At 71.6% G+C, this 24,434-nt stretch carries 25 protein-coding genes and 1 riboswitch; of the genes, 17 read left to right on the plus strand and 8 right to left on the minus strand.

What is annotated here, in order from left to right; translation table 11 throughout:
• The first annotated feature begins 8 nt into the window (after positions 1-8).
• From OG470_RS26785 to OG470_RS26825, 9 genes are all read left to right on the plus strand, one after another.
• The gene (locus tag OG470_RS26785; RefSeq protein WP_328416563.1) at positions 9-1,022 is read left to right on the plus strand and encodes a DUF881 domain-containing protein; all 1,014 of its coding nucleotides are present in this window, start codon (positions 9-11) and stop codon (positions 1,020-1,022) included.
• Between the two features lie 59 nt (positions 1,023-1,081).
• Entirely contained in the window at positions 1,082-1,462 is a 381-nt protein-coding gene (gene gcvH, locus OG470_RS26790) for a glycine cleavage system protein GcvH (RefSeq protein ID WP_328416565.1), read from the plus strand.
• Between the two features lie 214 nt (positions 1,463-1,676).
• Positions 1,677-2,129 carry an oxoglutarate dehydrogenase inhibitor Odhl gene (gene odhI, locus OG470_RS26795; protein WP_328416567.1) on the plus strand — a complete coding sequence of 151 codons (453 nt, stop codon included), beginning with the start codon at positions 1,677-1,679 and terminating at the stop codon, positions 2,127-2,129.
• 50 nt (positions 2,130-2,179) lie between these two features.
• Positions 2,180-2,881 carry a transcriptional regulator FtsR gene (gene ftsR, locus OG470_RS26800; RefSeq protein WP_328426620.1) on the plus strand — a complete coding sequence of 234 codons (702 nt, stop codon included), beginning with the start codon at positions 2,180-2,182 and terminating at the stop codon, positions 2,879-2,881.
• Between the two features lie 185 nt (positions 2,882-3,066).
• Positions 3,067-3,531 (plus strand): bifunctional nuclease family protein, encoded by a 465-nt coding sequence (locus OG470_RS26805; protein ID WP_007460347.1) that lies wholly within the window; start codon positions 3,067-3,069, stop codon positions 3,529-3,531.
• A gap of 196 nt (positions 3,532-3,727) precedes the next feature.
• Positions 3,728-4,306, plus strand: a complete 579-nt coding sequence (locus OG470_RS26810) for a MerR family transcriptional regulator (protein WP_328416570.1) — start codon at positions 3,728-3,730, stop codon at positions 4,304-4,306.
• 369 nt (positions 4,307-4,675) lie between these two features.
• On the plus strand, positions 4,676-5,074 hold the full coding sequence (locus tag OG470_RS26815; RefSeq protein WP_328416572.1) for a group I truncated hemoglobin: 399 nt from the start codon (positions 4,676-4,678) through the stop codon (positions 5,072-5,074).
• 2 nt (positions 5,075-5,076) lie between these two features.
• Positions 5,077-6,255 (plus strand): globin domain-containing protein, encoded by a 1,179-nt coding sequence (locus OG470_RS26820; RefSeq protein ID WP_328416573.1) that lies wholly within the window; start codon positions 5,077-5,079, stop codon positions 6,253-6,255.
• A gap of 52 nt (positions 6,256-6,307) precedes the next feature.
• Complete coding sequence (locus OG470_RS26825) at positions 6,308-7,003, plus strand: DivIVA domain-containing protein (protein WP_328416574.1); 696 nt, start codon at positions 6,308-6,310, stop codon at positions 7,001-7,003.
• 111 nt (positions 7,004-7,114) lie between these two features.
• On the opposite strand, the gene OG470_RS26830 is transcribed toward OG470_RS26825, so the two are convergent.
• Together OG470_RS26830 and OG470_RS26835 are read right to left on the minus strand one after the other, a co-directional pair.
• Positions 7,115-8,029, minus strand: coding sequence for a LysR family transcriptional regulator (locus tag OG470_RS26830; protein ID WP_442931217.1), 915 nt, complete (start codon positions 8,027-8,029; stop codon positions 7,115-7,117).
• A gap of 59 nt (positions 8,030-8,088) precedes the next feature.
• A complete protein-coding gene (locus OG470_RS26835) occupies positions 8,089-9,270 on the minus strand; it encodes an alpha/beta hydrolase (protein ID WP_328416578.1) in 1,182 nt (393 codons plus the stop codon).
• A gap of 190 nt (positions 9,271-9,460) precedes the next feature.
• Between OG470_RS26835 and OG470_RS26840 the strand changes: the two genes are divergently transcribed.
• A complete protein-coding gene (locus tag OG470_RS26840; RefSeq protein WP_328416580.1) occupies positions 9,461-10,471 on the plus strand; it encodes a DMT family transporter in 1,011 nt (336 codons plus the stop codon).
• Between the two features lie 36 nt (positions 10,472-10,507).
• Here OG470_RS26840 and OG470_RS26845 read toward each other — a convergent pair whose 3' ends face one another.
• Positions 10,508-10,786, minus strand: a complete 279-nt coding sequence (locus tag OG470_RS26845; protein ID WP_328416582.1) for a DUF1905 domain-containing protein — start codon at positions 10,784-10,786, stop codon at positions 10,508-10,510.
• Between the two features lie 60 nt (positions 10,787-10,846).
• Positions 10,847-11,503 carry an NAD(P)H-binding protein gene (locus OG470_RS26850; RefSeq protein ID WP_328416583.1) on the minus strand — a complete coding sequence of 219 codons (657 nt, stop codon included), beginning with the start codon at positions 11,501-11,503 and terminating at the stop codon, positions 10,847-10,849.
• Between the two features lie 99 nt (positions 11,504-11,602).
• On the opposite strand from OG470_RS26850, the gene OG470_RS26855 reads away from it, so the two are divergent.
• On the plus strand, positions 11,603-12,475 hold the full coding sequence (locus OG470_RS26855) for an NAD-dependent protein deacetylase (protein WP_328416585.1): 873 nt from the start codon (positions 11,603-11,605) through the stop codon (positions 12,473-12,475).
• A 60-nt stretch (positions 12,476-12,535) separates the two neighbouring features.
• Positions 12,536-12,634, plus strand: a riboswitch (glycine riboswitch).
• 70 nt (positions 12,635-12,704) lie between these two features.
• Complete coding sequence (gcvP, locus tag OG470_RS26860; RefSeq protein ID WP_328416587.1) at positions 12,705-15,527, plus strand: aminomethyl-transferring glycine dehydrogenase; 2,823 nt, start codon at positions 12,705-12,707, stop codon at positions 15,525-15,527.
• 123 nt (positions 15,528-15,650) lie between these two features.
• On the opposite strand, the gene OG470_RS26865 is transcribed toward gcvP, so the two are convergent.
• Positions 15,651-15,851 (minus strand): DUF5999 family protein, encoded by a 201-nt coding sequence (locus OG470_RS26865; protein WP_089000314.1) that lies wholly within the window; start codon positions 15,849-15,851, stop codon positions 15,651-15,653.
• A gap of 123 nt (positions 15,852-15,974) precedes the next feature.
• On the opposite strand from OG470_RS26865, the gene OG470_RS26870 reads away from it, so the two are divergent.
• Together OG470_RS26870 and def are read left to right on the plus strand one after the other, a co-directional pair.
• Positions 15,975-17,171: a chorismate-binding protein gene (locus OG470_RS26870; protein ID WP_442930989.1), complete on the plus strand. Its 1,197-nt coding sequence runs from the start codon at positions 15,975-15,977 to the stop codon at positions 17,169-17,171.
• A gap of 31 nt (positions 17,172-17,202) precedes the next feature.
• Positions 17,203-17,712 carry a peptide deformylase gene (def, locus tag OG470_RS26875; RefSeq protein ID WP_328416591.1) on the plus strand — a complete coding sequence of 170 codons (510 nt, stop codon included), beginning with the start codon at positions 17,203-17,205 and terminating at the stop codon, positions 17,710-17,712.
• A gap of 25 nt (positions 17,713-17,737) precedes the next feature.
• Here def and OG470_RS26880 read toward each other — a convergent pair whose 3' ends face one another.
• Both OG470_RS26880 and OG470_RS26885 read right to left on the minus strand, forming a co-directional pair.
• Entirely contained in the window at positions 17,738-18,508 is a 771-nt protein-coding gene (locus OG470_RS26880; RefSeq protein WP_328416592.1) for a GNAT family N-acetyltransferase, read from the minus strand.
• 10 nt (positions 18,509-18,518) lie between these two features.
• The gene (locus OG470_RS26885) at positions 18,519-19,292 is read right to left on the minus strand and encodes a sulfite exporter TauE/SafE family protein (RefSeq protein ID WP_328416594.1); all 774 of its coding nucleotides are present in this window, start codon (positions 19,290-19,292) and stop codon (positions 18,519-18,521) included.
• 197 nt (positions 19,293-19,489) lie between these two features.
• Here OG470_RS26885 and OG470_RS26890 point away from each other — a divergent pair, with 197 nt between their 5' ends.
• The 3 genes from OG470_RS26890 to OG470_RS26900 all read left to right on the plus strand — a co-directional run bounded on the left by OG470_RS26890 (position 19,490) and on the right by OG470_RS26900 (position 23,253).
• On the plus strand, positions 19,490-20,269 hold the full coding sequence (locus OG470_RS26890) for an endonuclease/exonuclease/phosphatase family protein (protein ID WP_328416596.1): 780 nt from the start codon (positions 19,490-19,492) through the stop codon (positions 20,267-20,269).
• Positions 20,270-20,391: 122 nt separating this feature from the next.
• Entirely contained in the window at positions 20,392-22,500 is a 2,109-nt protein-coding gene (locus OG470_RS26895) for a M14 family zinc carboxypeptidase (RefSeq protein WP_328416598.1), read from the plus strand.
• A 96-nt stretch (positions 22,501-22,596) separates the two neighbouring features.
• Positions 22,597-23,253, plus strand: a complete 657-nt coding sequence (locus OG470_RS26900) for a fasciclin domain-containing protein (RefSeq protein WP_328416600.1) — start codon at positions 22,597-22,599, stop codon at positions 23,251-23,253.
• A 6-nt stretch (positions 23,254-23,259) separates the two neighbouring features.
• On the opposite strand, the gene OG470_RS26905 is transcribed toward OG470_RS26900, so the two are convergent.
• Positions 23,260-24,246: a tyrosine-type recombinase/integrase gene (locus OG470_RS26905; RefSeq protein ID WP_442931218.1), complete on the minus strand. Its 987-nt coding sequence runs from the start codon at positions 24,244-24,246 to the stop codon at positions 23,260-23,262.
• Between the last annotated feature and the right edge of the window lie 188 nt (positions 24,247-24,434).

Consider the following 24,434-nt stretch of genomic DNA (forward strand, 5'->3'; position numbering starts at 1 on the left):
TGACAGCGATGAGCGACGAGCAGACCGAGACGGGGACGGGCTGGCCGCAGCCGGCGGGTCCGGCGCGGCCGGGTGGGCCGGCGGGTGAGCCGGATCCGCGGCCGGATGCGCCGGATCCGGACGAGTTGAGCCCGCTGGCGCCGCAGGGGCCGGCGGAGCGGGAGCCGGAGCCGCCGGATGACGAGCCCGCGGTGGCGTCGGGGGACGACGGCGCGACGGTGGATCTGAGCGGAGTGTCGGGGTCGGGTGAGCCGGCGGCGCGGTCGGAGGGGTCGGCGGTGCCGGCCGAGGAGCCGGTGGCGCCGGTGAAGTCGGCGGCGGGTCGGTTCCGGTTGAGCACGGCCAGCTTGATGATCGTGGTGTTGTTGGCGTTGTTGGGCTTCACCCTGGTGGTGCAGTTGAAGACGACGTCGACGGATCCGACGCTGGGGGCGACGCGTCAGGAGGACCTGGTCCGGATCCTGTCGGATCTGGATGCCCGGGAGAACCGCCTTCAGCAGGACATTCGGGCGTTGGAGGACAGTCAGCGGCAGTTGCGCTCGGGTGAGCAGGGCCGCCAGGCGGCGTTGGACGAGGCGACCCGGCGGGCGGATGAGTTGGGCATCCTGGCGGGCACGTTGCCGGCGGTGGGCCCGGGGTTGACCGTGGAGTTCGAGGGTGCTGGTAAGCCGATTTCGGCGAACCGGGTGCTGGACGCGGTGCAGGAGCTGCGGGGCGCGGGCGCGGAGGCGATGCAGATCTCCGGTGGCGATCGGGCGACGGTGCGGATCATCGCGTCGACGTACTTCCTGGATGGGGAGAACGGGTCGTTGGTGGTGGAGGGGCGTCGGCTGATGGGGCCTTTCACGATCACCGTGATCGGTGATCCGGCGACGATGCGTACGGCGTTGAACATTCCTGGTGGGGTGGTGGCGTCGGTCCGGGGTGACGGCGGTAACGTGACCTTTGGGGAGCGTGAGGTTGCCGAGGTTTCGGCGCTGCACGTGCCGATCAAGTTGGAACACGCCCGTCCGGTCTCCTGACCGGCGCGGCCGCGCCGGACCCGGGTGGTCCGGGGCACGATGGATGAAGGACGCGTCTGGTGATTCCCGAGGATCTGCGATACACCGCCGAGCACGAGTGGGTGTTGGGTAACGGCACCGGTTCGGTCCGGGTCGGCATCACGCACTTCGCGCAGGACGCGCTGGGTGACATCGTGTACGTGCAGTTGCCCGAGGCGGGTGCTGCGGTCGCGGCCGGTGACTCGTTGGGTGAGATCGAGTCGACCAAGAGCGTGTCGGAGATCTACGCGCCGTTGGCGGGTACGGTGGCGGCGCGCAACGAGGCGCTGGGTGACACCCCTGAGCTGATCAACACTGATCCGTATGGTGCGGGTTGGTTGGTGGAGATCACTCCGGCTGATCCGACGGCGGTGGACGGTCTGCTGACGGCGGGCGCGTACCGCGAGATCACCGAAGGCTGAGTGTGCTTGATCCGGTGCGTGGGATGTCTGCGCGCGTCCGGTTGCCCTGCATTTCGGCGCTGGCTAGGCTCGCCCAGTCGACCGAGAACCCAATAGTTGAGCGTTGCGGAATTGCCTTCCCGGGCACGGGGAGCCAGCCGCCGGGTGTTCAAGTGCCCGGCGGCCAGACCCGCCATTACCCGACGCCGACCGAACAGATCCGTGAGGTGGTCCCATGACGCGCCCAGACGACGAGTTCCCCCCGCTCGACGTCACTTCGACGCTCAATCTCGGCTCGCTCGACGAAGTGCTGGAGGGGCCGGAGACCGACGTGGTGCCGAGCCGGATGTCCGGTTCGTTGCCGCCGGGTATGGCGCTGCTGGTGGTTCGTCGCGGCCCGAATGCGGGTGCCCGGTTCTTGTTGGACCACGATGTGACGACCAGTGGCCGGCACCCCGACAGTGACATCTTCCTCGACGACGTGACGGTGTCGCGGCGGCACGCGGAGTTCCACCGTGACGGTGGCACGTTCACGGTGCGGGACGTGGGCAGCCTGAACGGCACGTACGTGAACCGTGAGCGGGTCGAGGCGGCCACGTTGAGCAATGGTGACGAGGTCCAGATCGGTAAGTTCCGGGTGGTGTTCATCGCCGGTCCGCGCCCGGAGGAGGAGGCCGGCCGGGGGTGAACGAGCCTGCGGCCTCCATACCACCCGGGGCGGCCCGGTCCCAGCCGCTGATGAGCATCGGTGAGGTGCTGGGGCAGTTGCGGGTGGATTTTCCGGACACCACGATTTCGAAGCTGCGGTTCCTCGAGGCCGAGGGGCTGGTTGAGCCGCAGCGGACGGCGGCGGGTTACCGGAAGTACAGCTGGGACGATGTGGCGCGGTTGCGGTTCGTGTTGACCGCGCAGCGGGACAAGTACCTGCCGTTGCGGGTGATCCGTGAGCAGTTGGCGGAGTGGGATTCGTCCGGCGAGCAGCCGGGTCGGTCGCGGCCGGCGTTGGTCGCGGTGGGGCCCGATGGTGCGGTTCCCGGTCGGGAGTCGGCGGAGCCGGCCGAGTCGTCGCAGGTGCGGCTCGGCCGGGCGGATCTGGTGGCGCGCAGCGGCGTCGAAGAGTCGACGTTGGCGGAGTTGGAGCGGCTCGGTGTGCTGGTGTCGGATCCGCCGGGGTGGTACGACGCCGATGCGTTGATCATCGCTTCTGCGGTGGCGGGGTTGGCGGCGTACGGGTTGGAGCCGCGGCACCTGCGGGGTTACCGGACGGCGGCGGACCGTGAGGTCGGGTTGTTCGCGCAGTTGGTGGCGCCGTTGGCGCGGCAGAGTGACCCAGCGGCGCGGGCGCGGGCGGCGGAGACGGCGCGGGAGTTGGTGGCGTTGTCGGAGCAGTTGCACGCGGCGTTGGTGCGGGTGGGATTGCGCTCGACGTTGGGTCGGTGAGGGTGCCCGGCGGGCGGCGGCTGAGCGGAAAGATCTCTTCCGGGAAGCGTGCCGTAGGCTTGCCGGGGTAACCCCTTTCTGGCGCGGGCGTGGTGCTGTAGCGCATGGGACGGCCGTGTCGCGGTCCGTGTACCGTGCAGGGAAAGGCGCGGTGCGGCGTAGGTGACAACGACACGGAGGCGGCGGTGCGCGAGCTGAGCGTGGTCGGAGTTCGGGTGGAGCTGCCCAGCAACCAGCCGATCGTCCTGCTCAGGGAGGTCGAGGGGGACCGCTATCTGCCGATCTGGATCGGCGCGGTCGAGGCCACGGCTATCGCTTATGAGCAGCAGGGGGTCAAGCCGGCCCGGCCGTTGACGCATGATCTTCTGCGGGACGTGTTGGCGGCTTTGCAGGCGCCGTTGCAGGCGGTGGAGATCACCGAGCTCAAGGAGAACGTCTTCTACGCGGATCTGTTGATCGGCGACGGGGTGCGGGTGTCGGCGCGGCCGAGCGATTCGATCGCTTTGGCGTTGCGTGTCGGTGCGCCGATTCGTTGTGCGGAGCAGGTCCTCAGCGAGGCGGGGATCGTCATCCCCGATGAGCAGGAGGACGAGGTGGAAAAGTTCCGCGAGTTCCTGGAGCAGGTGCGTCCGGAGGACTTCGCGGGCTGAGCCCGGCGGTCCGGTCCCGCATCGGGTGTCACTGTGGGTGACGTCGCGGTGCGGTTGGTGATCTTTCTCGGTGGCTGCGCGGCGTGTCGCGTCGGTTCCTCCGTGGTAACCCCTGAACGTGGCTATAGGGTTGCCGTGTCGAGGGGTGCGCGTCCCGGAAACGACGCGTCACCACACTGACGGGGAGGTTGTCCGGATGCACGAGCCGCAGAATCCCGATCCGGGTACGGAGTTGGCGTCGCCGGGTGTGGCGACTGAGGGTGACGGTTCGGTGGGCTACCGGGGTGTGACGGCGTGCACCGCGGTGGGCATCAGTTACCGGCAGTTGGATTACTGGGCCCGGACGCAGTTGGTGGTGCCGAGTGTGCGCGACGCGTCGGGTTCGGGGACCCAGCGGTTGTACTCGTTCCGCGACCTGGTGGTGTTGAAGGTCGTGAAGCGGTTGTTGGACGCGGGGGTTTCCCTGCAGAACATCCGCAAGGCGATCGAGGCGCTGCGGTCGCGTGGTGTGGAAGACCTGGCCGGGATCACGCTGATCTCCGATGGGACGACGGTGTACGAGTGCCGGTCCCCGGAGGAGGTGGTCGACCTGTTGCAGGGCGGCCAGGGCGTGTTCGGCATCGCGATCGGTGGGGCTTTCAAGGAGATCCAGGGGTCGTTGTCGCATCTGCCGGCCGAGCCGGCGAGCGGGCCGGCGGAGCCGGTGGTGGCGTCCGAGTCGGATCCGGTGGGCGACGAGTTGGCGGCGCGGCGGGCGCGGCGGCGGGCCGGCTGAGCGCAGGTGTGCCGCCCGGTGCGCGTCGACGCGCCCGGCTTTTCGCGGTTGGTTTTTCTCGGCCGGCTGGTGACTGAGGGTCAGGCCCGGTAGATCGGTGGTAGCCGTTCCCGGAGCGCGGCCGGTCCACAGTGGATGACGGTGGGTGCTGTTCTGGTGGCCGACTGTGGAAGACCGGGACAGCAAAGGTGACGCTGTGTGTCGGGTTGTTGTCGGGCATCCGATACCCGGGGCCTGACCGGAAACCGCCGACACGCTATGGTCCGTCACGGTCCCCGGTGCGGTCGCCGTGGCAAGACGCTGTCGCTCCGGTGGGCCGTTGCCCCTCCGCGCCGACCCCGCGCGGCCTCCACCCTGGAAGGAACGACCGTGACGGTTACCGAAGAAACCGCTCCTGTCTCGCACTACGACCGCATCGGCGGCGCTGCCTCCGTCAAGGCTGCCGTCGAGCTGTTCTACGACAAGGTGCTCGCCGATCCGGAGCTGGCCGGCTACTTCGCCGAGGTGGACATGCCGGGTCAGCGGCGGCACCTGACTTTGATGTTGACGGTGGTGTTGGGTGGTCCGAACGAGTACGCCGGTCGCGGCTTGGCCGAGGCGCACCAGCCGCTGAACATCCCGGTGGAGCACTACGTCATGGTGGGTGAGCACCTGATCGTGACGCTGACCGAACTGGGAGTGCCGGCGGACATCCTGGCCGACGTGCAGACGGTGCTGGGGCAGGTGCAGGACCAGGTGGTGGCCGCCGGGACCCGTCCGGGCGTCTGACGGTGGACGCGGCTCGACTCAAGCAGAGCTGGTCCCTGGTCGCCGGGCATGGTGACCAGGTTCCGCTCTATTTCTATTCGACGTTGTTCCTGGCCCATCCCGAGACGCGGCAGATGTTCCCGACGAACATGGCCGGGCAGCGGGACCGTCTGGTGACCGCACTGGGGCACATCGTGTCCAACGTGGACCAGGTCGATGGGCTGGTGGGTTTCCTGCAGGGCCTCGGCGCGGACCACCGCAAGTTCGCGGTACGCGCGGAGCACTACCCCGTGGTTGGTGAGGCGCTGCTGGCGACGTTGCGGCATTTCCTGGCCGAACAGTGGACCGAGGAGCTGGCTCAGGACTGGGCGGCCGCGTACGGGCTGGTCGCGCAGGTGATGCAGGAAGCCGCGCAGGCCGCGGAGGCGGTGAATCCGCCGTGGTGGGAAGCGGAGATCGTGACCCACGAGCGGCGGGCGTTCGACGTGGCGGTGCTGACGGTGCGTCCGCAGTACCTGTTGCCGTTCACCGCGGGTCAGTCGATCGGGGTGTCGCATCCGTCGGTGCGGTCGTGGCGGTACTACTCGCCGGCGAACGCGCCGCGCGCGGACGGCACGTTGGAGTTGCACGTGCGGGCCGCGCCGGGTGGCGCGGTGTCCTCGCGGCTGGTGTACGGCTCGGCGGTGGGTGACCGAATCCACCTGGCCGCGCCGGTGGGGGAGCGGTTGGCGTTGTGGTCGGCGGGCTCGAGTGATCTGTTGCTGCTGGCGGCGGGTACCGGCTGGGCGCCGGTGAAGGCGTTGGTGGAGCAGGTCGCCGCGGAGGGTGCCCGCCGGCGGGTGGACCTGTATGTGGGTGCCCGTTCGCGCAGCGAGTTCTATGACAGCGACGCGATCGACAAGTTGGCGTCGTCGTACCCGTGGTTGACGGTGACCTACGTCGTGGGCGCCGAACTGAACCGGCCGGGGGAGTTCGTGCAGGCGGTGGATCGGGCGTTGGCCGACGGCGACTGGCGTTCCCGACACGTGTACGTGTGCGGGTCGGACGAGATGGTTTCGCACACGGTGCAGACGTTGGTCCGAGCGGGTTACCACGCGGGTCAGGTCCACCATGAGGGCTTGGGTACGCAGTGGTACGGCCCGGCTTGGCGTACGGCGGTGGAGCAGTCGACCGCTGGTGACACTTCCGGAGGTGTTCAGTGAGCGCGAGGAGTGAGCTTGCGAGCCCCGCAGTCGCGAACGGAGGCGGGCACAGATGAGCGCGACCCCGATCAGCCGGTACGACGGGATGCAGGTTTCCGGCGGTGTGCAGGTCCGGATCACCGCCGACCGGGTCCGGCGGTGGGAGTTCGGCACGGCGCCGTTCGCCCGGCGCGGCTACGACAACGCCGACGTGGACCGGTTCCGGGTGCAGGTCGCCGATGAGCTGGACCTGTTGGCGACTCAGGTCGCGCACCTGCGGGCGGAGAACGAGCGGCTCAACGACCGGGTGGAGTTGCACCGGCACGGGGTGATCCCGAGCACGGGGGCGGCGGCGAAGGTGCCGGCGGCCAAGGAGGTGAATCTGCTGTCCGCGGCGCAGCGGGAGGCGGAGCAGATCATCGCGCAGGCGCACGACTATGCGCGGCGGGTCGCCGAGTACGCCCGGATGCAGTACGAGAGTTACATGCGGGCGGCGGCGGAGGAGGCGAAGCAGGAGGCCGAGCGGGCGGTGACGGAGTATCGCAGCACGGCCGGGTCGAGCTTCGACGAGACGGTGGCCACCCGGGAGGCGCTGCGGATCTTCGGCGAGATGATGGTGTCGCACATGCAGGCGGCGGCGCGGCATCTCGACGACGGCAGTGAGCAGTTGGCCCGCACGATGGACCGGATCGCGAAGGAGACGCCGGGGGCGCCGTTCGTCCTCGGCGCGGCGGGGCAGGATGCGTTGCCTCGTCACCAGCAGCGGTGAGCATCGGGTGGGGTCCGCCGAGCGGGCCCCACCCGGCTGGCGAGGCGGTCATGGACTTCGGGGCCCTGGTTCTGTCCCTGCGGAGGTCACCGCGAACAGGCCCCGTGGCTTTTACCGGTCGAGGCTGAGCTTGTGTACCTGGTCCGTTACGGCCGTCAGAAGGGCGGTCAGCGCGGGAGCCGGGGGGTTGTCCCGGGTGACGGCGACCAGGCGGCGTTGGAGAGTGGCTTCGGCGATGTCCCGAATCGCGAGAGCGGGGTCATCGGTGGGTAGGGTCAGGGCCGGCATCAGGGCGACGGCTGCCGCGGCGCGGACTAGTTCGAGTTGCACGTCGGCGTCGCTGCAGCGGTGCCGCAGGTCGGGCTCGTAGCCGCCGACGGATCGGCAGGTCCCGACGACCATGGTGTGGTGGCCGGTGCCCTCGGCGGAAGCGGTCCAGATGTCGGATCGCAGCTTGGCGACCGCGACGGGGCCTCCGGGCCGGGCGAGTGGATGCGCTGCCGGTAGCACGATCTTCAGTGGCTCTTCGAGTAGGAGCGTGAAGCGCAGCCCGGCCGGGCGGGGGCGGGGGTGGCCGTCGTACTCGTCGCCGATGACCAGGTCGACCGCGCCCAGCCGCAAACCTGGCAGGGACTGTTCGAGTTCCAGCTCGAAGATCTCCACGCGGACCTGTGGGTGGTCGACCGTCATGCGGGCCAGGGCCGGAACCAGCAGGCGACGGGTCGCCGATTGCAGGCCACCGGCGCGCACGGTGCCCCGGATTTCACCGCTCAACGCGGCCAGGTCGGCTTCTGCCGCCTCGGCCGCTGACAGCAGCACGCGCGCGTGCTGGGCGAGCAGGTGTCCGGCGTCGGTGAGCCGCACGCCGCGCCCGGCCTTGTCGAACAGCCGGGCGCCGACCTCCTTCTCCAGGATGGCCAGTTGCTGGGAGACCGTCGACGGGCTGTAGCCCAGGGCTGCGGCGACCGCGGCCAGGGTGCCCCGCTCCTCGAACTCGCGAAGGAAGCGCAGCCGCCGGAGATCCAGGGGTGCCGGTGAGAAACGTGTCATGAGCCCCAAACTCTGTTGATCTTGTTGTGATGTGCCTACGAGCGGGCTGAGTCGGGAGTGCGCTGCGGGGCGGCGAGGACCCAGGCGGCAAAGGCTTCGACGCCGTCCACGACTGCCTCGAAGCGCGGGGAGTGGAACAGGTCGAACGAGTGCTGCCCGCCGGGCAGTTCGGCGTAGACCACGGCGTTGGAGGAGGTGTGGCGCAGCTGGTCGGCGAAGTTTCGGGCGGCCTCGACGGTCGCCAGGGCGTCCTTGGTGCCGTGGGCGATGAGGAACGGCGGCGCACCGGGGTGGAGGTACGCCCATGGTTGATTCGGGGACGGCGCCTGGTCGGGGGTCTGGCCGAAATAGTGGCCGTAGTAGCCGTAGAGGCAGATCGCGGCGGTGACCGAGGTGTCGGCGGACTCGAACCCGGGCTGGAACGCCGGGTCGTTCGGCGTGAGCGCACACAGGGACGCCAGGTTGGAGCCGGCGGAGCTGCCCGCCACGAACAGCCGCGACGGATCGGCGCCGTAGGCGGGGGCGTGCTCGCGGGCCCAGGCGATGACCTTCTTGGCGTCGATCTGGTGGCCGGGGAAAGTGGTCTGGGGCCGCAGCCGGTAGTTGGCGCTGATGCACACCCATCCCCGGCTGGCGAGCTGGTACAGCAGGGGCCGTGCCTCGCGGTTCTTCGCGCCGCTGGTGAAGCCGCCGCCGTGGAAGTAGATCAGGACCGGCGCGTTGTGCGGCGCGTCGCGGCGGCGGTAGATGTCGAGGAGATTCCGGCGCCCGGCGTCCCCGTAGCTGAGGTTGGGGATCCGCTCCACGTCACGCCGCCGCATGAGGCCCGGTAGCAGCAGAATGCGGGTCCAGGGCCGGTGGCGGCGCAGCGGTATGTGCACACGATCCCGCCAGTTGGGTCCCAGCCCCTGGTCGAGGGCCTGCTCGACCACCCGATCGGTCCGTACGCCCCGCCAGGCGGAGACAGCCAGCCCGGCGGAGGCGACGGCGGCCACTGCGGCCGTCACCTTGGCGCCCGATGACTCCAGATCGTCCTGGGCGGCGGCCAGCGTTGTGGAGGCCAGCAGGGCCAGAACGCCCAGGAATGGCACCTCGTTGAGGGTCAGGCCGAACCAGAAGCTCATCGTCGCCAGCGGTTGGGGCCGGCGCGGCGCGACAACGGCGAAGAAGGTGCACCAGGCGACGAGCGCCACGGTGATCACATAGCCGACGGGCATGAAACCTCCCAAGATGAGTCACCGACGTGGGCAGTAGCGGGTCGTGAGTCGCCCGGGCTCTGATGGAGGCTGTGATCATCGCGCGGTTGCTGCCGGAGCTTTCGCCCGGGGCAACCATGTGGGAATCCTAACGAATCACCTCCATGAATCATCGCTGGACCTGGCGGGTCTGGTCGATGATCCTTGGCGCATGGGTCCAGCACTGTGCCTTTTGTCCGCGGCGTGCTTCGGCGCCATGGCGATCTTCGGCAAGCTCGCCTACGAGGCCGGTGTCTCGCCCGGTGCGCTGCTGCTGGTGCGCTTCACCCTGGCCGCCGCACTGCTGGGGATGGCCTTGCTCGTGCGGCCGGGCCTACGCCGAGCGGAACCGGGTCCGCACCGGGGCGAACCGGGCAGCCAGCCGGCGACGACGCGCGGCCGGGTGCTGGCCACCGCCGTCGCGTTGGGTGCCATCGGGTACGCCACACAGGCGAGTCTGTTCTTCTCGGCCCTGCAGCGGATGGACGCGTCGCTGCTGTCCCTGATCCTCTACACCTACCCCGTCCTGGTCACCGTGGCGGCGGTGCTGCTCGGCCGTGACCGGCTCACCCCTGGACGCGGCGCCGCGCTGGTGGCGGCGTCGGGCGGAACGCTGCTGGTCCTGCTCGGCGCCGGTGGCGTGAGCTTCCACCCGGTCGGGGCACTGCTCGCCTTTGCCGCCGCGCTCACCTACACCGTCTACATCCTCGTCGCCGACACCGTCGTGCACCGGCTGCCGCCCGTGGTGCTGTCCACACTGGTGATGGCCGGCGCGGCCGGCACCCTTGGCGCACGCGCCCTGCTCACCGGCGGGGTCGATTTCGACTTCGGGCCGCCGGGATGGTTCTGGCTGGCCTGTATCGCTGTGGTCTCCACGGTCGTGGCGATGCTGACCTTCTTCGCCGGCCTGAAACGGACCGGCCCGTCGACCGCCGCGATCCTGTCCACCTTCGAACCCGTGGTCACCACCGCACTGGCCGCGCTCATCCTCGGCGAATCCCTGACCCCGGTGCAGCTCGTCGGCGGCGCCCTGGTGCTGTCCTCCGTCGTCGTCCTCCAACTCCGACCGACCCGCACCCACCGCCAGGACCAGGGCCCACGTCCGGCACCCGATCCCGAGAGCCGTAGGGCGCGGGATCCGGCACGAGACGGCAACGCCGAACCGACGACGGTAGCGCCGTAGGGCCGCTCGGATGGGCCGTGCGTCGTCCAGCCGCGGTCAGCTGAGCCGTTGGTCGAGGTGGAAGCTGACCTCGGCGCCGGCCTCGCTCTTGCCGGTGAGCTTGCACAGGGCGGCCCGGATGGGCAGCCAGTGCGGGCCGGTGCCCGACGGCATGAGGGTGGCGCTGAACGGGTGACCGTCGATCGTGCCGGTGACCTTGACGGCGCGGCGGGTGCCGAGCAGGTCGGCCGAGTCGGGCACGGTCACGTAGGTGGCGAAGGCGCCGTCTTTCTCTATCGGCGCGGTGAAGCGGTGGTCGAGTGGTTGCGGGGTCATTGCTCTCCTCCGGTGGGTGCGGCGGCCGGTGGGTGTGCCGAGTGGCGTACGTGATCGCCCTCAGGTGGTCGTGGCGTCGATGGCGTCGGCGATGGGCGTCGGCCCGTTCACGAGTTCCAGGGTCGCGCCGGCGGTGCGTGGTTCGTCGAGCAGCGCGACGAGCACCTGGGCGACGTCGGCGCGGGTGACCGCGCCCCGTCCGGCGTGCCGGGTGAGGGTGATCCGTCCGGTGGGTTCGTCGTCGGTGAGCCGGCCGGGTCGCAGCACCGTCCAGTCCAGGTCCCGGCCGGGCAGGTCGTCCTCGGCGGCCCGCTTGGCCCGCAGGTACGCCGCCCACACCTCGTCGGTGCCGGCGGCCGGCGGGTTGTCCACGCCCATCGAGGAGACCAGCAGGTAGCGGCGGACGCCGGCGCGGGTGGCGGCGTCGGCGAGCAGCGCGGCCGCGGCCCGGTCGACGGTGTCCTTACGGGCGGCGCCGCTGCCGGGGCCGGCACCGGCGGCGAAGACCACCGCGTCCGCGCCGTCGAGGTGCGCGGCGACCTCGGCGACGCCGGCGTGTTCCAGGTCGCAGACCACCGGTTCGGCGCCGGCGGCGCGCAGCGCGCCGGCCTGTTCGGGGTTACGGATCAGGCCGACGGCGGTGTCGCCGCGCTCGGCGAGGTCGCGCTCAAGAAGTAGGGCGATCTTGCCGTGGCCTCCGGCGATGACGACGCGCATGCGCCCAACCTACCGGCGTACGACGGCGTGGGCCGGCCGCTGACGCCCGAGGCGGGCCGGGGTTCGGCGGCGGGGCATCGGCTGAGGCAGCATGGAGGGGTGACAGAGAGCCTCGACGCGTTGACCTCGCTGGTGGCCGGCGGCGGGGTGGTGGTGCTCAGCGGGGCGGGCCTGTCCACCGAGTCGGGCATCCCGGACTACCGGGGGCCCGGCGGGGTGGCCCGCCGGCACACCCCGATGACCTTCCAGGCGTTCACCCGGGATCCCCTCGCCCGGCGCCGCTACTGGGCGCGGAGCCATCTGGGGTGGCGGCTGATCGCCCGGGCCGCGCCGAACGCCGGGCACCGGGCGGTGGCCCGGCTGCAAGGCGCCGGCCTGGTCGACGCGGTTATCACCCAGAACGTCGACGGGCTGCACTCGCTGGCCGGCAGCGCGCCGGTGATCGAGTTGCACGGCCGCCTGGACGAGGTGACCTGCCTGGACTGCGGCAACCTGACCTCCCGGGAGGAGTTGGACCGCCGGCTGCGCGAGGCCAACCCGGACTTCGTGGCCCACGTCGCCGCCGTGAACCCGGACGGTGATGTGGATCTCCCCGACGAGCAGGTGGCCGCGTTCCGGCCGGTGGATTGCGGGATCTGCGGCACGGGGATGCTGAAACCGGACGTGGTGTTCTTCGGCGAGACGGTGCCGCCCGAGCGGGTGGCGCGCTGCTTCGCGCTGGTGGAGCAGGCCCGGGCGTTGCTGGTGCTCGGCTCGTCGTTGACGGTGATGTCGGGTCGCCGGTTCGTGATCCGGGCGGCGAAACGGGGCATTCCGGTGGCGATCGTCAACCAGGGGCCGACCCGTGGTGATGGCCACGCCACGGTGAGCGTCGACGCCGCGCTGGGCGCGCTGCTGCCGGCGCTGGCCGAGCGGGCCACCGGCGGCGTCGACGCCGATGCCGCCACGATGGTCGCCCCGGCCGGGGTGTGACAGCCCGGGGGTAGGACATGTGGCGGAAACACCGGCGCTGGTAGCGTTGACCATGCCGGTACCACCCACGTGGGAGAGACCGCCCGACAGCACCCGGGGCGGCGCCGAAGGGGCAAATCCTCCCCGGAACCTCTCAGGCAAAAGGACCTCGTGGGCAGGCACTGTGGAGCGCCCTGCGGGTGTGACAGAGGGGGAGGCCGATCCGTCGACCTCGCCCGGGAGCGCCCCCATGACCGCAGAGCAGTTCGCCACCCGTCACATCGGCCCCGGGCCGGACGATGAGCGCCGGATGTTGGAGGTCGTCGGGCACGGCTCGATCGACGAGCTGATGGACGCCGCGATCCCCGAGGTGATCCGCTGGCACGGCACCCTGGACCTGCCGGACCCGGCCACCGAGGCCGAGACGATCGCCGAGCTGCGGGCCCTGGCGGCCCGTAACACCGTCGCCGTGTCGATGATCGGGCTGGGCTACCACGGCACGCACACCCCGGCGGTGATCCGCCGCAACGTGCTGGAGGACCCGGCCTGGTACACGGCGTACACGCCGTACCAGCCGGAGATCAGCCAGGGCCGGCTGGAGGCGCTGCTGAACTTCCAGACCATGGTCACCGACCTGACCGGGTTGGCCACCGCGAACGCGTCGATGCTCGACGAGGGCACCGCCGCGGCGGAGGCGATGACCCTGGCCCGCCGCGCGTCGAAGAGCAAGAGCGCCGTGTACGTGGTCGACGCCGACGCGCTGCCGCAGACCATCGCGGTGATCACCAGCCGGGCGGAGCCGCTCGGCATCGAGGTGCGGGTGCTGGACCTGGACGTCGAGGAACTGCCGGCGGAGTTCTTCGGTCTGCACCTGCAGTACCCGGGGGCGTCCGGCGCGGTGCGCGACCACGCCCCGCTGGTGGCGGCGGCGCACGCCGGGGGCGCGCTGGTGACCGTGGCCGCGGACCTGCTGGCGTTGACGCTGCTGCGCGCGCCGGGGGAGATCGGCGCGGACATCGCCGCCGGCACCACCCAGCGCTTCGGCGTACCCATGGGCTTCGGTGGGCCGCACGCCGGTTACCTGGCGGTGCGGGCGGGCCTGGAGCGGATGCTGCCGGGCCGGCTGGTCGGGGTGTCCCGCGACGCGGACGGCAACCCCGCCTACCGGCTGGCGCTGCAGACCCGCGAGCAGCACATCCGGCGGGAGAAGGCGACCAGCAACATCTGCACCGCGCAGGTGCTGCTCGCGGTGATGGCCGGCATGTACGCGGTCTACCACGGCCCGGACGGGCTGCGGGACATCTCGGCGCGTACCCATGCCATGGCGGTGCGGCTCGCGGCCGGGTTGCGCGCCGGCGGCGTGCAGGTCGCGGACGTCGCGTTCTTCGACACCGTCACCGCGAGCGTGCCCGGCCGGGCCGGCGAGGTGGTGGCAGCCGCCGCGCAGCGCGGGGTGAACCTGCGGCTGGTCGACGCCGACCGGGTGGGTGTGTCCTGCGACGAGACGACCACCGTCGCGCACCTGGCGGCGGTGTGGGCGGCGTTCGGTGTGCCCACTTTCGACGGCGCCGTCGACCCGGCCCTGCCGACCGGTCTTCGCCGCACCAGTGACTTCCTCACCCACCCGGTGTTCCGCAGCCACCACTCGGAGACGGCGATGCTGCGCTACCTGCGCCGGCTGTCGGACTTCGACTACGCCCTGGACCGGGGCATGATCCCGCTGGGGTCGTGCACGATGAAGCTCAACGCGACCACCGAGATGGAGCCGATCAGCTGGGCGGAGTTCGCGCACATCCACCCGTTCGCGCCGGACACGCAGACCGCCGGGTACCGGGAGCTGATCGGTCAGCTGGAGTCGTGGCTGGCCGAGGTGACCGGTTACGACGCGGTCAGCGTGCAGCCCAACGCCGGTTCGCAGGGTGAGCTGGCCGGGCTGCTGTCCATCCGGGCGTGGCACCGCAGCCGTGGTGAGGCGCACCGCGACGTGTGCCTGATCCCGTCCTCGGCGCACGGCACCAACGCGGCGTCGGCGGTGATGGCCGGCATGCGGGTGGTCGTGGTGGCCTGCGACGACGACGGCAACGTCGACCTGGTCGACCTCGACACGAAGATCGACAAGCACCGGGACGCGCTGGCCGCGATCATGGTGACGTACCCGTCGACGCACGGGGTGTACGAGACGGGCATCGCGCAGTTGTGCGCGAAGGTGCACGACGCCGGCGGGCAGGTGTACGTCGACGGTGCGAACCTCAACGCGCTGGTCGGGTTCGCCAAGCCGGGCAAGTTCGGGGCGGACGTGTCACACCTGAACCTGCACAAGACGTTCTGCATCCCGCACGGCGGCGGCGGGCCGGGGGTCGGTCCGGTGGCGGTGCGCTCGCACCTGGCGCCGTTCCTGCCCGGCGACCCGCTGGGCGCGCACGTCGACGCCACACCGGCGATCTCGGCGGCGAAGTACGGGTCGGCGGGGATCCTGCCGATCCCGTGGGCGTACCTGCGGATGATGGGCGCGGCCGGGCTGACCCGGGCGACCGGGGTGGCGGTCCTGGCGGCGAACTACGTGGCGGCGCGGCTGCGCGGGCACTTCCCGGTGCTGTACGCCGGCAACAAGGGCCTGGTGGCGCACGAGTGCATCCTCGACCTGCGGCCGCTGACGAAGGCGACCGGGGTGAGCGTGGACGACGTGGCGAAGCGGCTGATCGACTACGGCTTCCACGCGCCGACGATGTCATTCCCGGTGGCGGGGACGCTGATGGTGGAGCCGACCGAGAGCGAGGACCTGGCCGAGTTGGACCGGTTCTGCGACGCGATGATCGCCATCCGGGCCGAGATCGAGCAGGTGGCCTCGGGGCAGTGGCCGTCCGGGGACAACCCTCTGGCCAACGCGCCGCACACCGCGGCGATGGTCAGCGGTGACGACTGGACGCACCCGTACCCGCGGTCGGTGGGCGCGTACCCGGCCGGGGTGGACCGGGCCGGGAAGTACTGGCCGCCGGTGCGGCGGATCGACGGCGCGTACGGCGACCGGAACCTGGTGTGCTCGTGCCCGTCGCCGGAGGCCTTCGAGGACTGACGACGGGCGGGCCGGGGCGGGCGGTGTGGCCGCCCCGGCAGCCGCGCCGACCTGGGCAGGAATGTCCCGGACCGGGGACTAGCCTGGGTCGACAGCGGCGGTTCGGTGACGCTGAGTGGTCAATCAGGCCACGAGGGCGTGGCGGGCGGGGCCGCGGTGCGGGGCGATGCTGCTGCCGTCGGGGAGCAGCTCACCTGTGTCCTCGAAGACGATGACACCGTTGCAGAGCAGGCTCCAGCCCTGCTCAGGGAAGCAAGCGAGGACCCGGGCGGCTTCCCGGTCGGTAGCTTCAGCAGAGGGGCAGGTCGGTTGGTGCTGGCACATCGGGTTCTCCGGACTGTGGGGGCACTGTGTCATGGTTCACATGACCAGTGACGCACAGTACCAAGCGAAAGTGTCCAGCATCGAGCAGGTAGCCGCCTGGTGCACGGGAAATCCACTGAACGGATGAGGAAGGTCGGACCGTACGGCGTGGAAACGCTCCCACATGTGCTGGTAAATGCACCAGCCGCACCGGCCGCCTGCCGAGGCGGCCTCGTCGAACGCGCCCGCCTGCAATGGCACCGCTCCGACGGCGGCGACCCCGCCGTGCTCGCCGAGCAGTTCCTCGCCGCACACGGCCTGCCACTGCACGACCTGACCCGCCCCGCCGACCACCGGCACCCCACCACCGACGCCTGCGGGGCCGCGCTCTACCTGTCCGCCGCCGCCGGAGCGCTGCTGGCCGGCGCCCCGACCACAGCGCCCGACCCCACGCCGACCCTGCCCGACCTCGCCGTCGTCGTCTACGGCCACGGCCCCACCCGGCCCGCACCGAGCGGCCCGCCACCGCCCTGGTGGCTCGGCCCGTGGACCGAGAGCTGGACCCCACGCCAGCACGCCGACGCCGTCGACGCGGTCCGCGCCGCCATCGGCCGCGGCGACGTCTACCAGACCAACCTCGTCGGACACGCCGCCGCCCGCTACACCGGCGACCCGCTGCCCGCCCTCAGCCGCCTCGGCGCGCTGCCCGGCGCCCGCTACGGCGGCGTACTCACCGGCGACGGCTGGGCGATCGGCTGCGCCTCCCCGGAGACCCTCGTCGAGGTCACCGACGGGCAGCTGACCACCCGACCCATCAAGGGCACCCGCCCGGCCACCGCCGCCGGCCGCGCCGAACTGCTCGCCAGCGCCAAGGAACGCGCCGAACACATCATGATCGTCGACCTGGAACGCAACGACCTGGCCCGCATCGCCCGCACCGGCACCGTCCGCGTCGACGAGCTGTTCGCCGTCCGCCGCTGGTGCGACCTGTGGCAGGCCGAGTCCACCGTCCGCGCCACCGCCGCCGACGGCCTCGGCCTGGCCGACCTGCTGCGCGCCACCTGCCCCGGCGGCTCGGTGACCGGCGCGCCGAAACACGCCGCCCTGACCCAGATCGGCGCCCTCGAACCCGTCGGCCGGGGCGCCAGCATGGGCGCCCTGGGCTGGGTCGCCCCCGGCCGGATCGACCTCGGCCTGACCATCCGCACCGCCGCCGCCGACGGCGAGAAGCTGCACACCTGGGCCGGCGGCGGCATCACCTGGGACAGCGACCCCGCCGCCGAGGTCGCCGAGGCCGCCGCGAAGACCGCCCCGATCCGCGCCACCCTGGCCGGGCGCTGAACCCACCACCACCGGCGATACGCTGACCCGCATGACCATGCGGCCCATCCGGATCATCGGCGACCCCGTACTGCGCACCCCGTGCGAGCCGGTCACCACCTTCGACGCCGAGCTGCGCGCCCTGGTCACCGACCTGATGGACACCCTGCTCGGCGCGCCCGGCCGGGCCGGTGTGGCCGCCCCGCAGATCGGGGTCAGCGCCCAGGTGTTCGTCTACGACGCCGACGGGCACCGCGGCCACCTGATCAACCCCACCCTGGAGCTGTCCGAGGAACGCCAGGACGACGACGAGGGCTGCCTGTCCATCCCCGGCCTGTACTTCCCGACCGCCCGGGCCATGCACGCCACCGCGAACGGCGTCGACCAGCACGGCGAGCCGTTGACCATCGCCGGCAGCGGCTTCCTCGCCCGCGCCCTGCAACACGAGACCGACCACCTGCGCGGCAAGCTGTACGTCGACACGCTGAGCGGGGACATCCGCCGCCGCGCCCTGCGCGAGATCCGCGCCGGCCGCTTCGACTCACCCAGCCGCCGCCGCTGACCCGCCTGCCGCTGACCCGCCGCCGCTACCGGGCGGTCAGCGTGTACTCGTCGTAGTCGGCGACCCGGGTGAAACCCACCCGCTCGTACAGCCGCACCGCAGCCGCGTTGTCCGCCTTCACGTTCAGCGTGACGTGCTCGACGGTCTCGCGCAGCCGTCCGCACAGCGCCGCCACCACCGCCGCCGCCAGGCCCCGCCCCCGCCAGCGCGGATGGGTCGTGACGTTGCCCAACGCCGCCACCCGGTACACCGGGGACCACACGTGCACCCCGGCCACCGCCGCCAGCTCACCGCCCTCGCGTACGCCCAGGTACTGCCCGGTGGCCACCATCCGGGGATCGAACCAGTTCTCCGGGTACGCCTGCGCGTACAGGCGGCGCAGCCGCGGCAGGTCCGCCGCGCCGAGCACCACACCCGCCGGGCGCACCGCCGCCAGCCGGGCCGGATCGGTCAACGCCATCCGGTGGTGCGCGCCGCCGGAATCCAGCCGGAACGACCCGGCCAGGGCGTCGCTCAGCCCGGGGGACAGGTGCGCGTACAGCCGGGCGGGCAGCACCGGCGCCAGGTCGGCCAGCAACGCCGCCAGCGCCGCGGTGTCCGCCGGCGCCGCGAACGCCAGCAGCGTCGGCGGGTCCACCCCGTGATAGAGCAACGCGACCTGCTCACCCCGGCGGAACCACGACGTGTAAGGCCAGAAGAAGTCGTCCAAGTCGCCCAACTGGTAGGCGTGCAGCACCGGATCACGCCCCAGCAGGTCGGCCAGGACGGCACGGTCGTGCTCCGCGCGTACCGGCATCAGCGTCGGCTCACCGGGCCAGCCACTGGTCGTATCCGAGCTTGGCGACCAACGCCACCACCACGACCAGCAGCACCACCCGCACGAACCCCGACCCGCGGCGCAACGCCATCCGCGCCCCCAGCACCGCGCCGGCGATGTTGCACACCGCCATGCCCGCCCCCAGCAGCCACCACACGTGCCCGGTCACCCCGAACACCACCAGCGCACCCAGGTTCGTGCCCGCGTTGACCACCTTCGCCATCGCCGAGCCGTGCACGAAGTCCGCGCCCACCAACGCGGTGAACGCCAGCACCAGGAACGTGCCAGTGCCCGGACCGATCAACCCGTCGTACAGCGCGATGCCGACCCCGGCCACGGCGACCACCGCCGCCACCCGCACCGTTGTCCGCCGCTGCGGCATCGCCACCACCCCCAGCCGGGGGCGCAGCAGCACGAACAGCGCCACCGACACCAGCACCACCAACACCACCGGCCGGTACGCCGACGCCGGCACCGAGCCGGCCAGCGCGGCGCCCACCCCCGCGCTGAGCACCGCCAGCCCCGCCGCCGGCCCCGTCACCCGCCAGTCGATCTTGGTCCGGCGGGCGTACGTCGCCGCCGCCGTGGCGGTGCCGAAGATCGCCGCCAGCTTGTTGGTGCCCAGCGCCGTGGCCACCGGCAGGCCGGGCGCGGCCACCAGCAACGCCGGCAGCAGCAGCAACCCGCCGCCACCGACCACGGCATCGACCCAACCGGCCATCGCGGCGGCAGCGAGCAGGGTGGTCAGCGAAACGGGGTCCACGGGCGGCCATTCTCCCCACCCCGGCCCACCCAGCCACCACCGAAGTGGCCAGCCTCACCCCAGCCCCGAGCGAGGTCAGCGACCCCGCGCCCTCCTCAGCCACACCCCCAACGCGCCAATCGCCACGAACACCAGGACCGAACACAGCAGCGCCTTGACCACCCGGCAACCCTGCCACGGGGACGTAAGGTGCAGGAGTGCGCCTGGCCACCTTCAACCTGCTGCACGGACGATCCCTCACCGACGGGCTCGTCGACCCCGACCGACTCACCGCCGCCGTCCGCGCCCTCGACGCCGACGTGCTGGCCCTGCAGGAGGTCGACCGCGACCAGAGCCGCAGCGGCAACCTCGACCTCACCGCCATCGCGGCCCGCGCCCTCGACGCACCCCACCACCGCTTCGCCGCCGCCGTCGTCGGCACCCCCGGCGAAAAATTCCGCCCCCTGCGCCACGACGACGACGGCCACGGCGAACCCTGCTACGGCATCGGCCTGATCAGCCGACACCCGGTGCGCAGCTGGCAGGTCACCCGACTCAAGCCCGCACCCGTCCGCTCCCCGGTCTACGTCCCCGGCCCCGGCGGCGGCCTCATCCTGCTGCACGACGAACCCCGCGTCGTCCTCGCCGCCGTCCTGGACACCCCGCACGGCCCGCTCACCGTGGCCGCGACCCACCTGTCCTTCGTCCCCGGCTGGAACGCCCGCCAGCTACGCCAGACCATCCGCGCCCTGCGCGCGCTGCCCGGCCCCCGCGTCCTGCTCGGCGACCTCAACCTGCCCGCCGGCCCGGCCCGACTCATCTCCGGCTGGCGCCCACTGGGCCGCCGCCCGACCTACCCGTCCGGGCAACCCCGCGTCCAACTGGACCACATCCTCGCCGACCGGCAGGCCCTCGACCAGCTCCCACCGGTACGGGCCGTCACCGCGCCGCTGTCCACCATCTCCGACCACCGCCCCCTGCTGGTCGACCTCGGCTGAAACGGGTCAACCCAGACCACCCGGCGTGGCTGAGTCGCAAGATTCCCTCAAGATCATTGCATCGACGATCTCCGACGATCATGCTGAGCGAGCCGTGCCACGATCAACCAGTCGGAGGCCACATGAGACGCCAGCGACCCACCGTCATTGCCATATCCACACTTCTCGCTGTCACCCTTGCCATCGCACCCACCCCCGCCAACGCGCAGAGTGCCGCGGAACCGAACCAGGTCGCCGCCCTCACCGTCCGCCAGGCTGACGGGTACGCCACCCTCGCCTGGCAACCGGTCGACGGCGCGACCGACTACCAGATCGAACGCACCGCCGTCGACGCCAACGGCACCCCCACCGGCGCACCGACCATCGTCGGTATCTGGCGCCCCAACCGCCAGATCAACCAACAGTCACCCACCTTCGCCGACTCCGGATTCAACCCCGGAGACACGTTCCAATGGCGGGTACGCGCCCGCGCCGGCACCACCGAACAGCCCTACTCCGACCCGGTCGTCGCCACCACCACCGCACCCTGGGGTAACCCCGGAACCGCGGGCGAGCAACTGCGCACCCAGTGGGAGACCGCCCACGCCGCGCAGTACACCAGCGACACCGACGAGTACGCCTACACCGCCGCCGTCGACGCCCTCAGCGACCGGGTCCGCGTCGTCGAGCTCGGCCGCACCGTCCAGAACCGACCCATCAACATGATGGTCATCGGCTACCCCACCCCGGCGGCCACCCCGGCGGCCGTCGCCGCCACCGCACCCGTGGCCATCAACTGCAACGTGCACGGCAACGAACCGGGCGACCGCGAAGCCTGCCTCATCATGGCCCGGCAACTCGCCTTCAGCACCGACCCCCGGATCACGGACCTGCTCAGCCGCACCAACGTCCTGATCGTCCCCACCATCAACGGTGACGGCCGGGCAGCCAACACCCGCGGCAACTCCACCGGCCAGGACCTCAACCGGGACTACTCGCTGATCCGCCAGCCGGAGACCGCCGCGTACATCAAGATGGTCCGCGACTACCGACCCGTCGCCGGCTACGACGGCCACGAGTTCGGCAACTCCCGCGCGGGTGACCTGCCGATGCTGCCGCCCCGCCACCAGAACGTCGCCCAGCCCATCTTCGACCAGTCCCAGGACATGATCGAAGGCCACATGTACGCCAAGGGCGCCGAAGCCGGCTGGTGGGCCTGCCCCTACGGCTGTGAAGGCGGCGGCAACGTCGGCCTCAGCGAGGAAACCATCCTGCGGAACACCCTCGGGCTCAAGAACGTCGCCAACTCCCTGCTGGAACTGCGTAGCTCCGGCGGACAGACCCGACCCGACGAGGGCAACACCGCCAACAACCGGCGCCGCAAGACCTACTCCGCCCTGTGGACCTTCCACCAGTTCCTCGACTACCACCGGGCCGACCGCGGCGAGATCCTCGACGCTCGCGCCGAGTCCATCGAGATCCAGGCCGCCAACACCGGCCGCCTCGTCTTCCGCGGCTCCCGGCCGATCCCCGCCCACCCCGCCCCGCACCCGGGCGACAGCCCGCCGCCGCTCGACGCACCCCGCGCCGACCTCATCCTCGACAACGCGCCGTGCGCCTACAAGCTCACCGACGAGCAGTACAACGGGGCACGCACCGACGGACCAGGCGGCGTGGGCACCACCGTCGCGCAACGCATCGCCGCACACGGCTGGAAGGTCATCAAGACCGGCGACGGCTACTACGTACCCCTCAACCAGCCCGAACGCGGCCTCATCCCGCTGCTGCTCGACACCAAGGGCGTGGAGAAGCTGACCGACGGCGAACGCATCTACCCGACCCTCACCGGCCGACGTAACGGACCGCTGGTCGTCTCCGGCTTCACCTGCGCCGCCGACGCCACCATCGACGGCCCGGTTACCGTCCGGGCGGGCGCGGCACTCGTCGCGACCGGAACCACCATCAGCGGCCCGATCAGCGCCACCCGCGCCGCCGGCGTCCTCCTCGCCGACAGCACCATCAACGGCCCGGTCCAGATCGCGGACACCACCGATGCGATCTCCATCATCGACGTCACGATCGCCGGCCCGGTCAGCCTGTCCGGTAACACCACCGGCACCGACGCACCCCTGCTGGCCGGCAGCACCATCCGCGGCCCGCTCAGCTGCACCGCAAACAGCCCCGCCCCGATCAACCTCGGCGTCGCCAACACCGTGCACGGTCCACGCACCACCCAGTGCGCGGCACTGTGACCGCCAGCTAGCCGAACCAGCGTGCCGGCGGCACGGGCACCACGCCCGTGCCGCCGGCACACCCCATCCACCCAACCCCGACCTGTGGAGACCGCCGTGTCGCACCCCGCCTCACCGAACGGCACCCCACCGCGGCACCCCCGGCTCCTCCGGCTTCTCGTGCCGGCCCTGCTGCTGGCCGTCACCGCATGCACGGGCGCCCCCGCCGCTCCCCGCGCGGACGCGGCACCCCAGGTCACCGGACCGCTGTGCGCCGCCCTGCCCACCGGCACCGAACCCGGAAACCCGACCTTCCTCGCCGGCCAACCCGTCGACCAGGCGCTGCGGTGGATCCCCACCCTCACCACCTTCGAAGCGGCCCTGCGCACCAGCGGCGTCCTCACCGACCTGCCCACCGGCACCGGCGTCACCATGCTGGCGCCCTCCGACGACGCCTTCGCCGCCAAGTTCTCCGAGGACAACTGGGACGACCTGATGGTCCGCCACACCGACCAGCTGCGCACCCTGCTCAAAGCACACCTGATCGCGGGAGCCCACCGAGTCGACGACCTGGTGAACGCCGGCACCGCAACCACCCTCGACGGCACCACCGTCACCATCACCCGCACCGGCCCCACCGTCCGGCTCGCCGACCGCGCCGACGCCGTATGCGCCGACTACCAGGCCACCAACAACACCCGGATCCACATCATCAACGCGGTACTCGGCACACTGCCCACCACCGCCAACGACAGCGACCAACGGGCCCACTGACCGCACTCACCGCGCCGCGGCCGCCTGGTCGGCCGGTACGAGCGCGGCCAGGGCGCGGTTGGTCCGGTTGGCCCGCACCGCGTCGCGCTGCTGCCCGGCCGTCACCTCGATGTACGTCTGCGACGACGCCAAAGACGCGTGCCCCAGCAACCGCATGATCTCCGCAGCACTCGCCCCGTCCTCGGCCAGCCGGGTGGCGAACGTGTGCCGAAGCGCGTGCAACCGCGCCCCACGCGGCACCCGGTCACCGATGCCCGCCCGCCGGTAACACGACTCCACCAGGTACTGGAGCCCGCCGCGGCGCAGCGGCTCGCCGTGCCGGTCCACCAGCAACGCCGAGTCGGGGCGTACCGACCGCGACCCGAAGCGCCGGGCCCGACTGTCCAGGTAGTCCACCAGCACCCGGTCCAGGTCGGCCTCGATCGGCACCACCCGTGGCCGCCCGCCCTTGCCGGCCACCTCGACCCGCCGTTCACCGGGCCGACCGGCCAGCGAGCTGACCCGCAGCGCGAGCAGCTCCGACAGGCGCAGCCCGGCACAGAGCGCCACCGCCAGCACCGCCACATCCCGCTGCGGCCACGGGTCGCGCTGCCGGCCGTCGTCGCGCGCGGCCGAGGCGAGCAGCAGCTCGGGGGTGTCGGCGCCGCGCAACGGCTTCGGCTGGGGGAGTAGTGCCCGGGGGCGGCCGACGGCCGGCATCGGATTGCCCGCCACCACCCCATCGGCCACCAGGAACGTGAAGAAGCTGTTCCAGGTGGACCAGGCCCGGTGCACCGACGCTGCGGCCCGGGGTGCGGCGAACCGGGCGAAGGCCGCCCGCATCACCCGGGGGGAGAGGTCGGTGATCAACAGTGTCTCGTGGGGGAGGGGAGCGGTGTCATCCTCGGCAACCAGGGCAGCCACCGCGTGCAGGTCCCGCCGGTACGCGGCGAGAGTGTGGGGGGAGGGCTTGCGAGTCGCCCGGGCGATCAGGAACTCCTCGATCAAAGCCATGAGCGATTCGTCCTGTTTGTGCTGCATAAGGGATATTATGCAGCATTTTCGGGTTTCCCGGCAAGGGGAGAAGAGGGGAGAGCGGGGCCAACGCGGCTCCAGCCGTCGTCTTGGTGGTCGCTGTCGCCCCGGGCCGCCCGGGGGCATGAGCGGGTCGCCCAGACGTAGTCCGCAGCGGAAACGGCTTG

Origin of the sequence: Micromonospora sp. NBC_00389 (genome assembly GCF_036059255.1) — a bacterium.
GTDB lineage: Bacteria > Actinomycetota > Actinomycetes > Mycobacteriales > Micromonosporaceae > Micromonospora.

Coding starts and splice junctions, on each gene's coding strand:
- OG470_RS26895 (WP_328416598.1), top strand. CDS start 20,392: ATGAGACGCCAGCGACCCACCGTCATTGCCATATCCACACTTCTCGCT.
- OG470_RS26870 (WP_442930989.1), top strand. CDS start 15,975: ATGAGGAAGGTCGGACCGTACGGCGTGGAAACGCTCCCACATGTGCTG.
- OG470_RS26905 (WP_442931218.1), bottom strand. CDS start 24,246: ATGGCTTTGATCGAGGAGTTCCTGATCGCCCGGGCGACTCGCAAGCCC.
- OG470_RS26865 (WP_089000314.1), bottom strand. CDS start 15,851: ATGTGCCAGCACCAACCGACCTGCCCCTCTGCTGAAGCTACCGACCGG.
- gcvP (WP_328416587.1), top strand. CDS start 12,705: ATGACCGCAGAGCAGTTCGCCACCCGTCACATCGGCCCCGGGCCGGAC.
- OG470_RS26880 (WP_328416592.1), bottom strand. CDS start 18,508: ATGCCGGTACGCGCGGAGCACGACCGTGCCGTCCTGGCCGACCTGCTG.
- def (WP_328416591.1), top strand. CDS start 17,203: ATGACCATGCGGCCCATCCGGATCATCGGCGACCCCGTACTGCGCACC.
- OG470_RS26785 (WP_328416563.1), top strand. CDS start 9: ATGAGCGACGAGCAGACCGAGACGGGGACGGGCTGGCCGCAGCCGGCG.
- OG470_RS26850 (WP_328416583.1), bottom strand. CDS start 11,503: ATGCGCGTCGTCATCGCCGGAGGCCACGGCAAGATCGCCCTACTTCTT.
- OG470_RS26845 (WP_328416582.1), bottom strand. CDS start 10,786: ATGACCCCGCAACCACTCGACCACCGCTTCACCGCGCCGATAGAGAAA.
- odhI (WP_328416567.1), top strand. CDS start 1,677: ATGACGCGCCCAGACGACGAGTTCCCCCCGCTCGACGTCACTTCGACG.
- OG470_RS26810 (WP_328416570.1), top strand. CDS start 3,728: ATGCACGAGCCGCAGAATCCCGATCCGGGTACGGAGTTGGCGTCGCCG.
- OG470_RS26835 (WP_328416578.1), bottom strand. CDS start 9,270: ATGCCCGTCGGCTATGTGATCACCGTGGCGCTCGTCGCCTGGTGCACC.
- OG470_RS26825 (WP_328416574.1), top strand. CDS start 6,308: ATGAGCGCGACCCCGATCAGCCGGTACGACGGGATGCAGGTTTCCGGC.
- OG470_RS26840 (WP_328416580.1), top strand. CDS start 9,461: ATGGGTCCAGCACTGTGCCTTTTGTCCGCGGCGTGCTTCGGCGCCATG.
- ftsR (WP_328426620.1), top strand. CDS start 2,180: ATGAGCATCGGTGAGGTGCTGGGGCAGTTGCGGGTGGATTTTCCGGAC.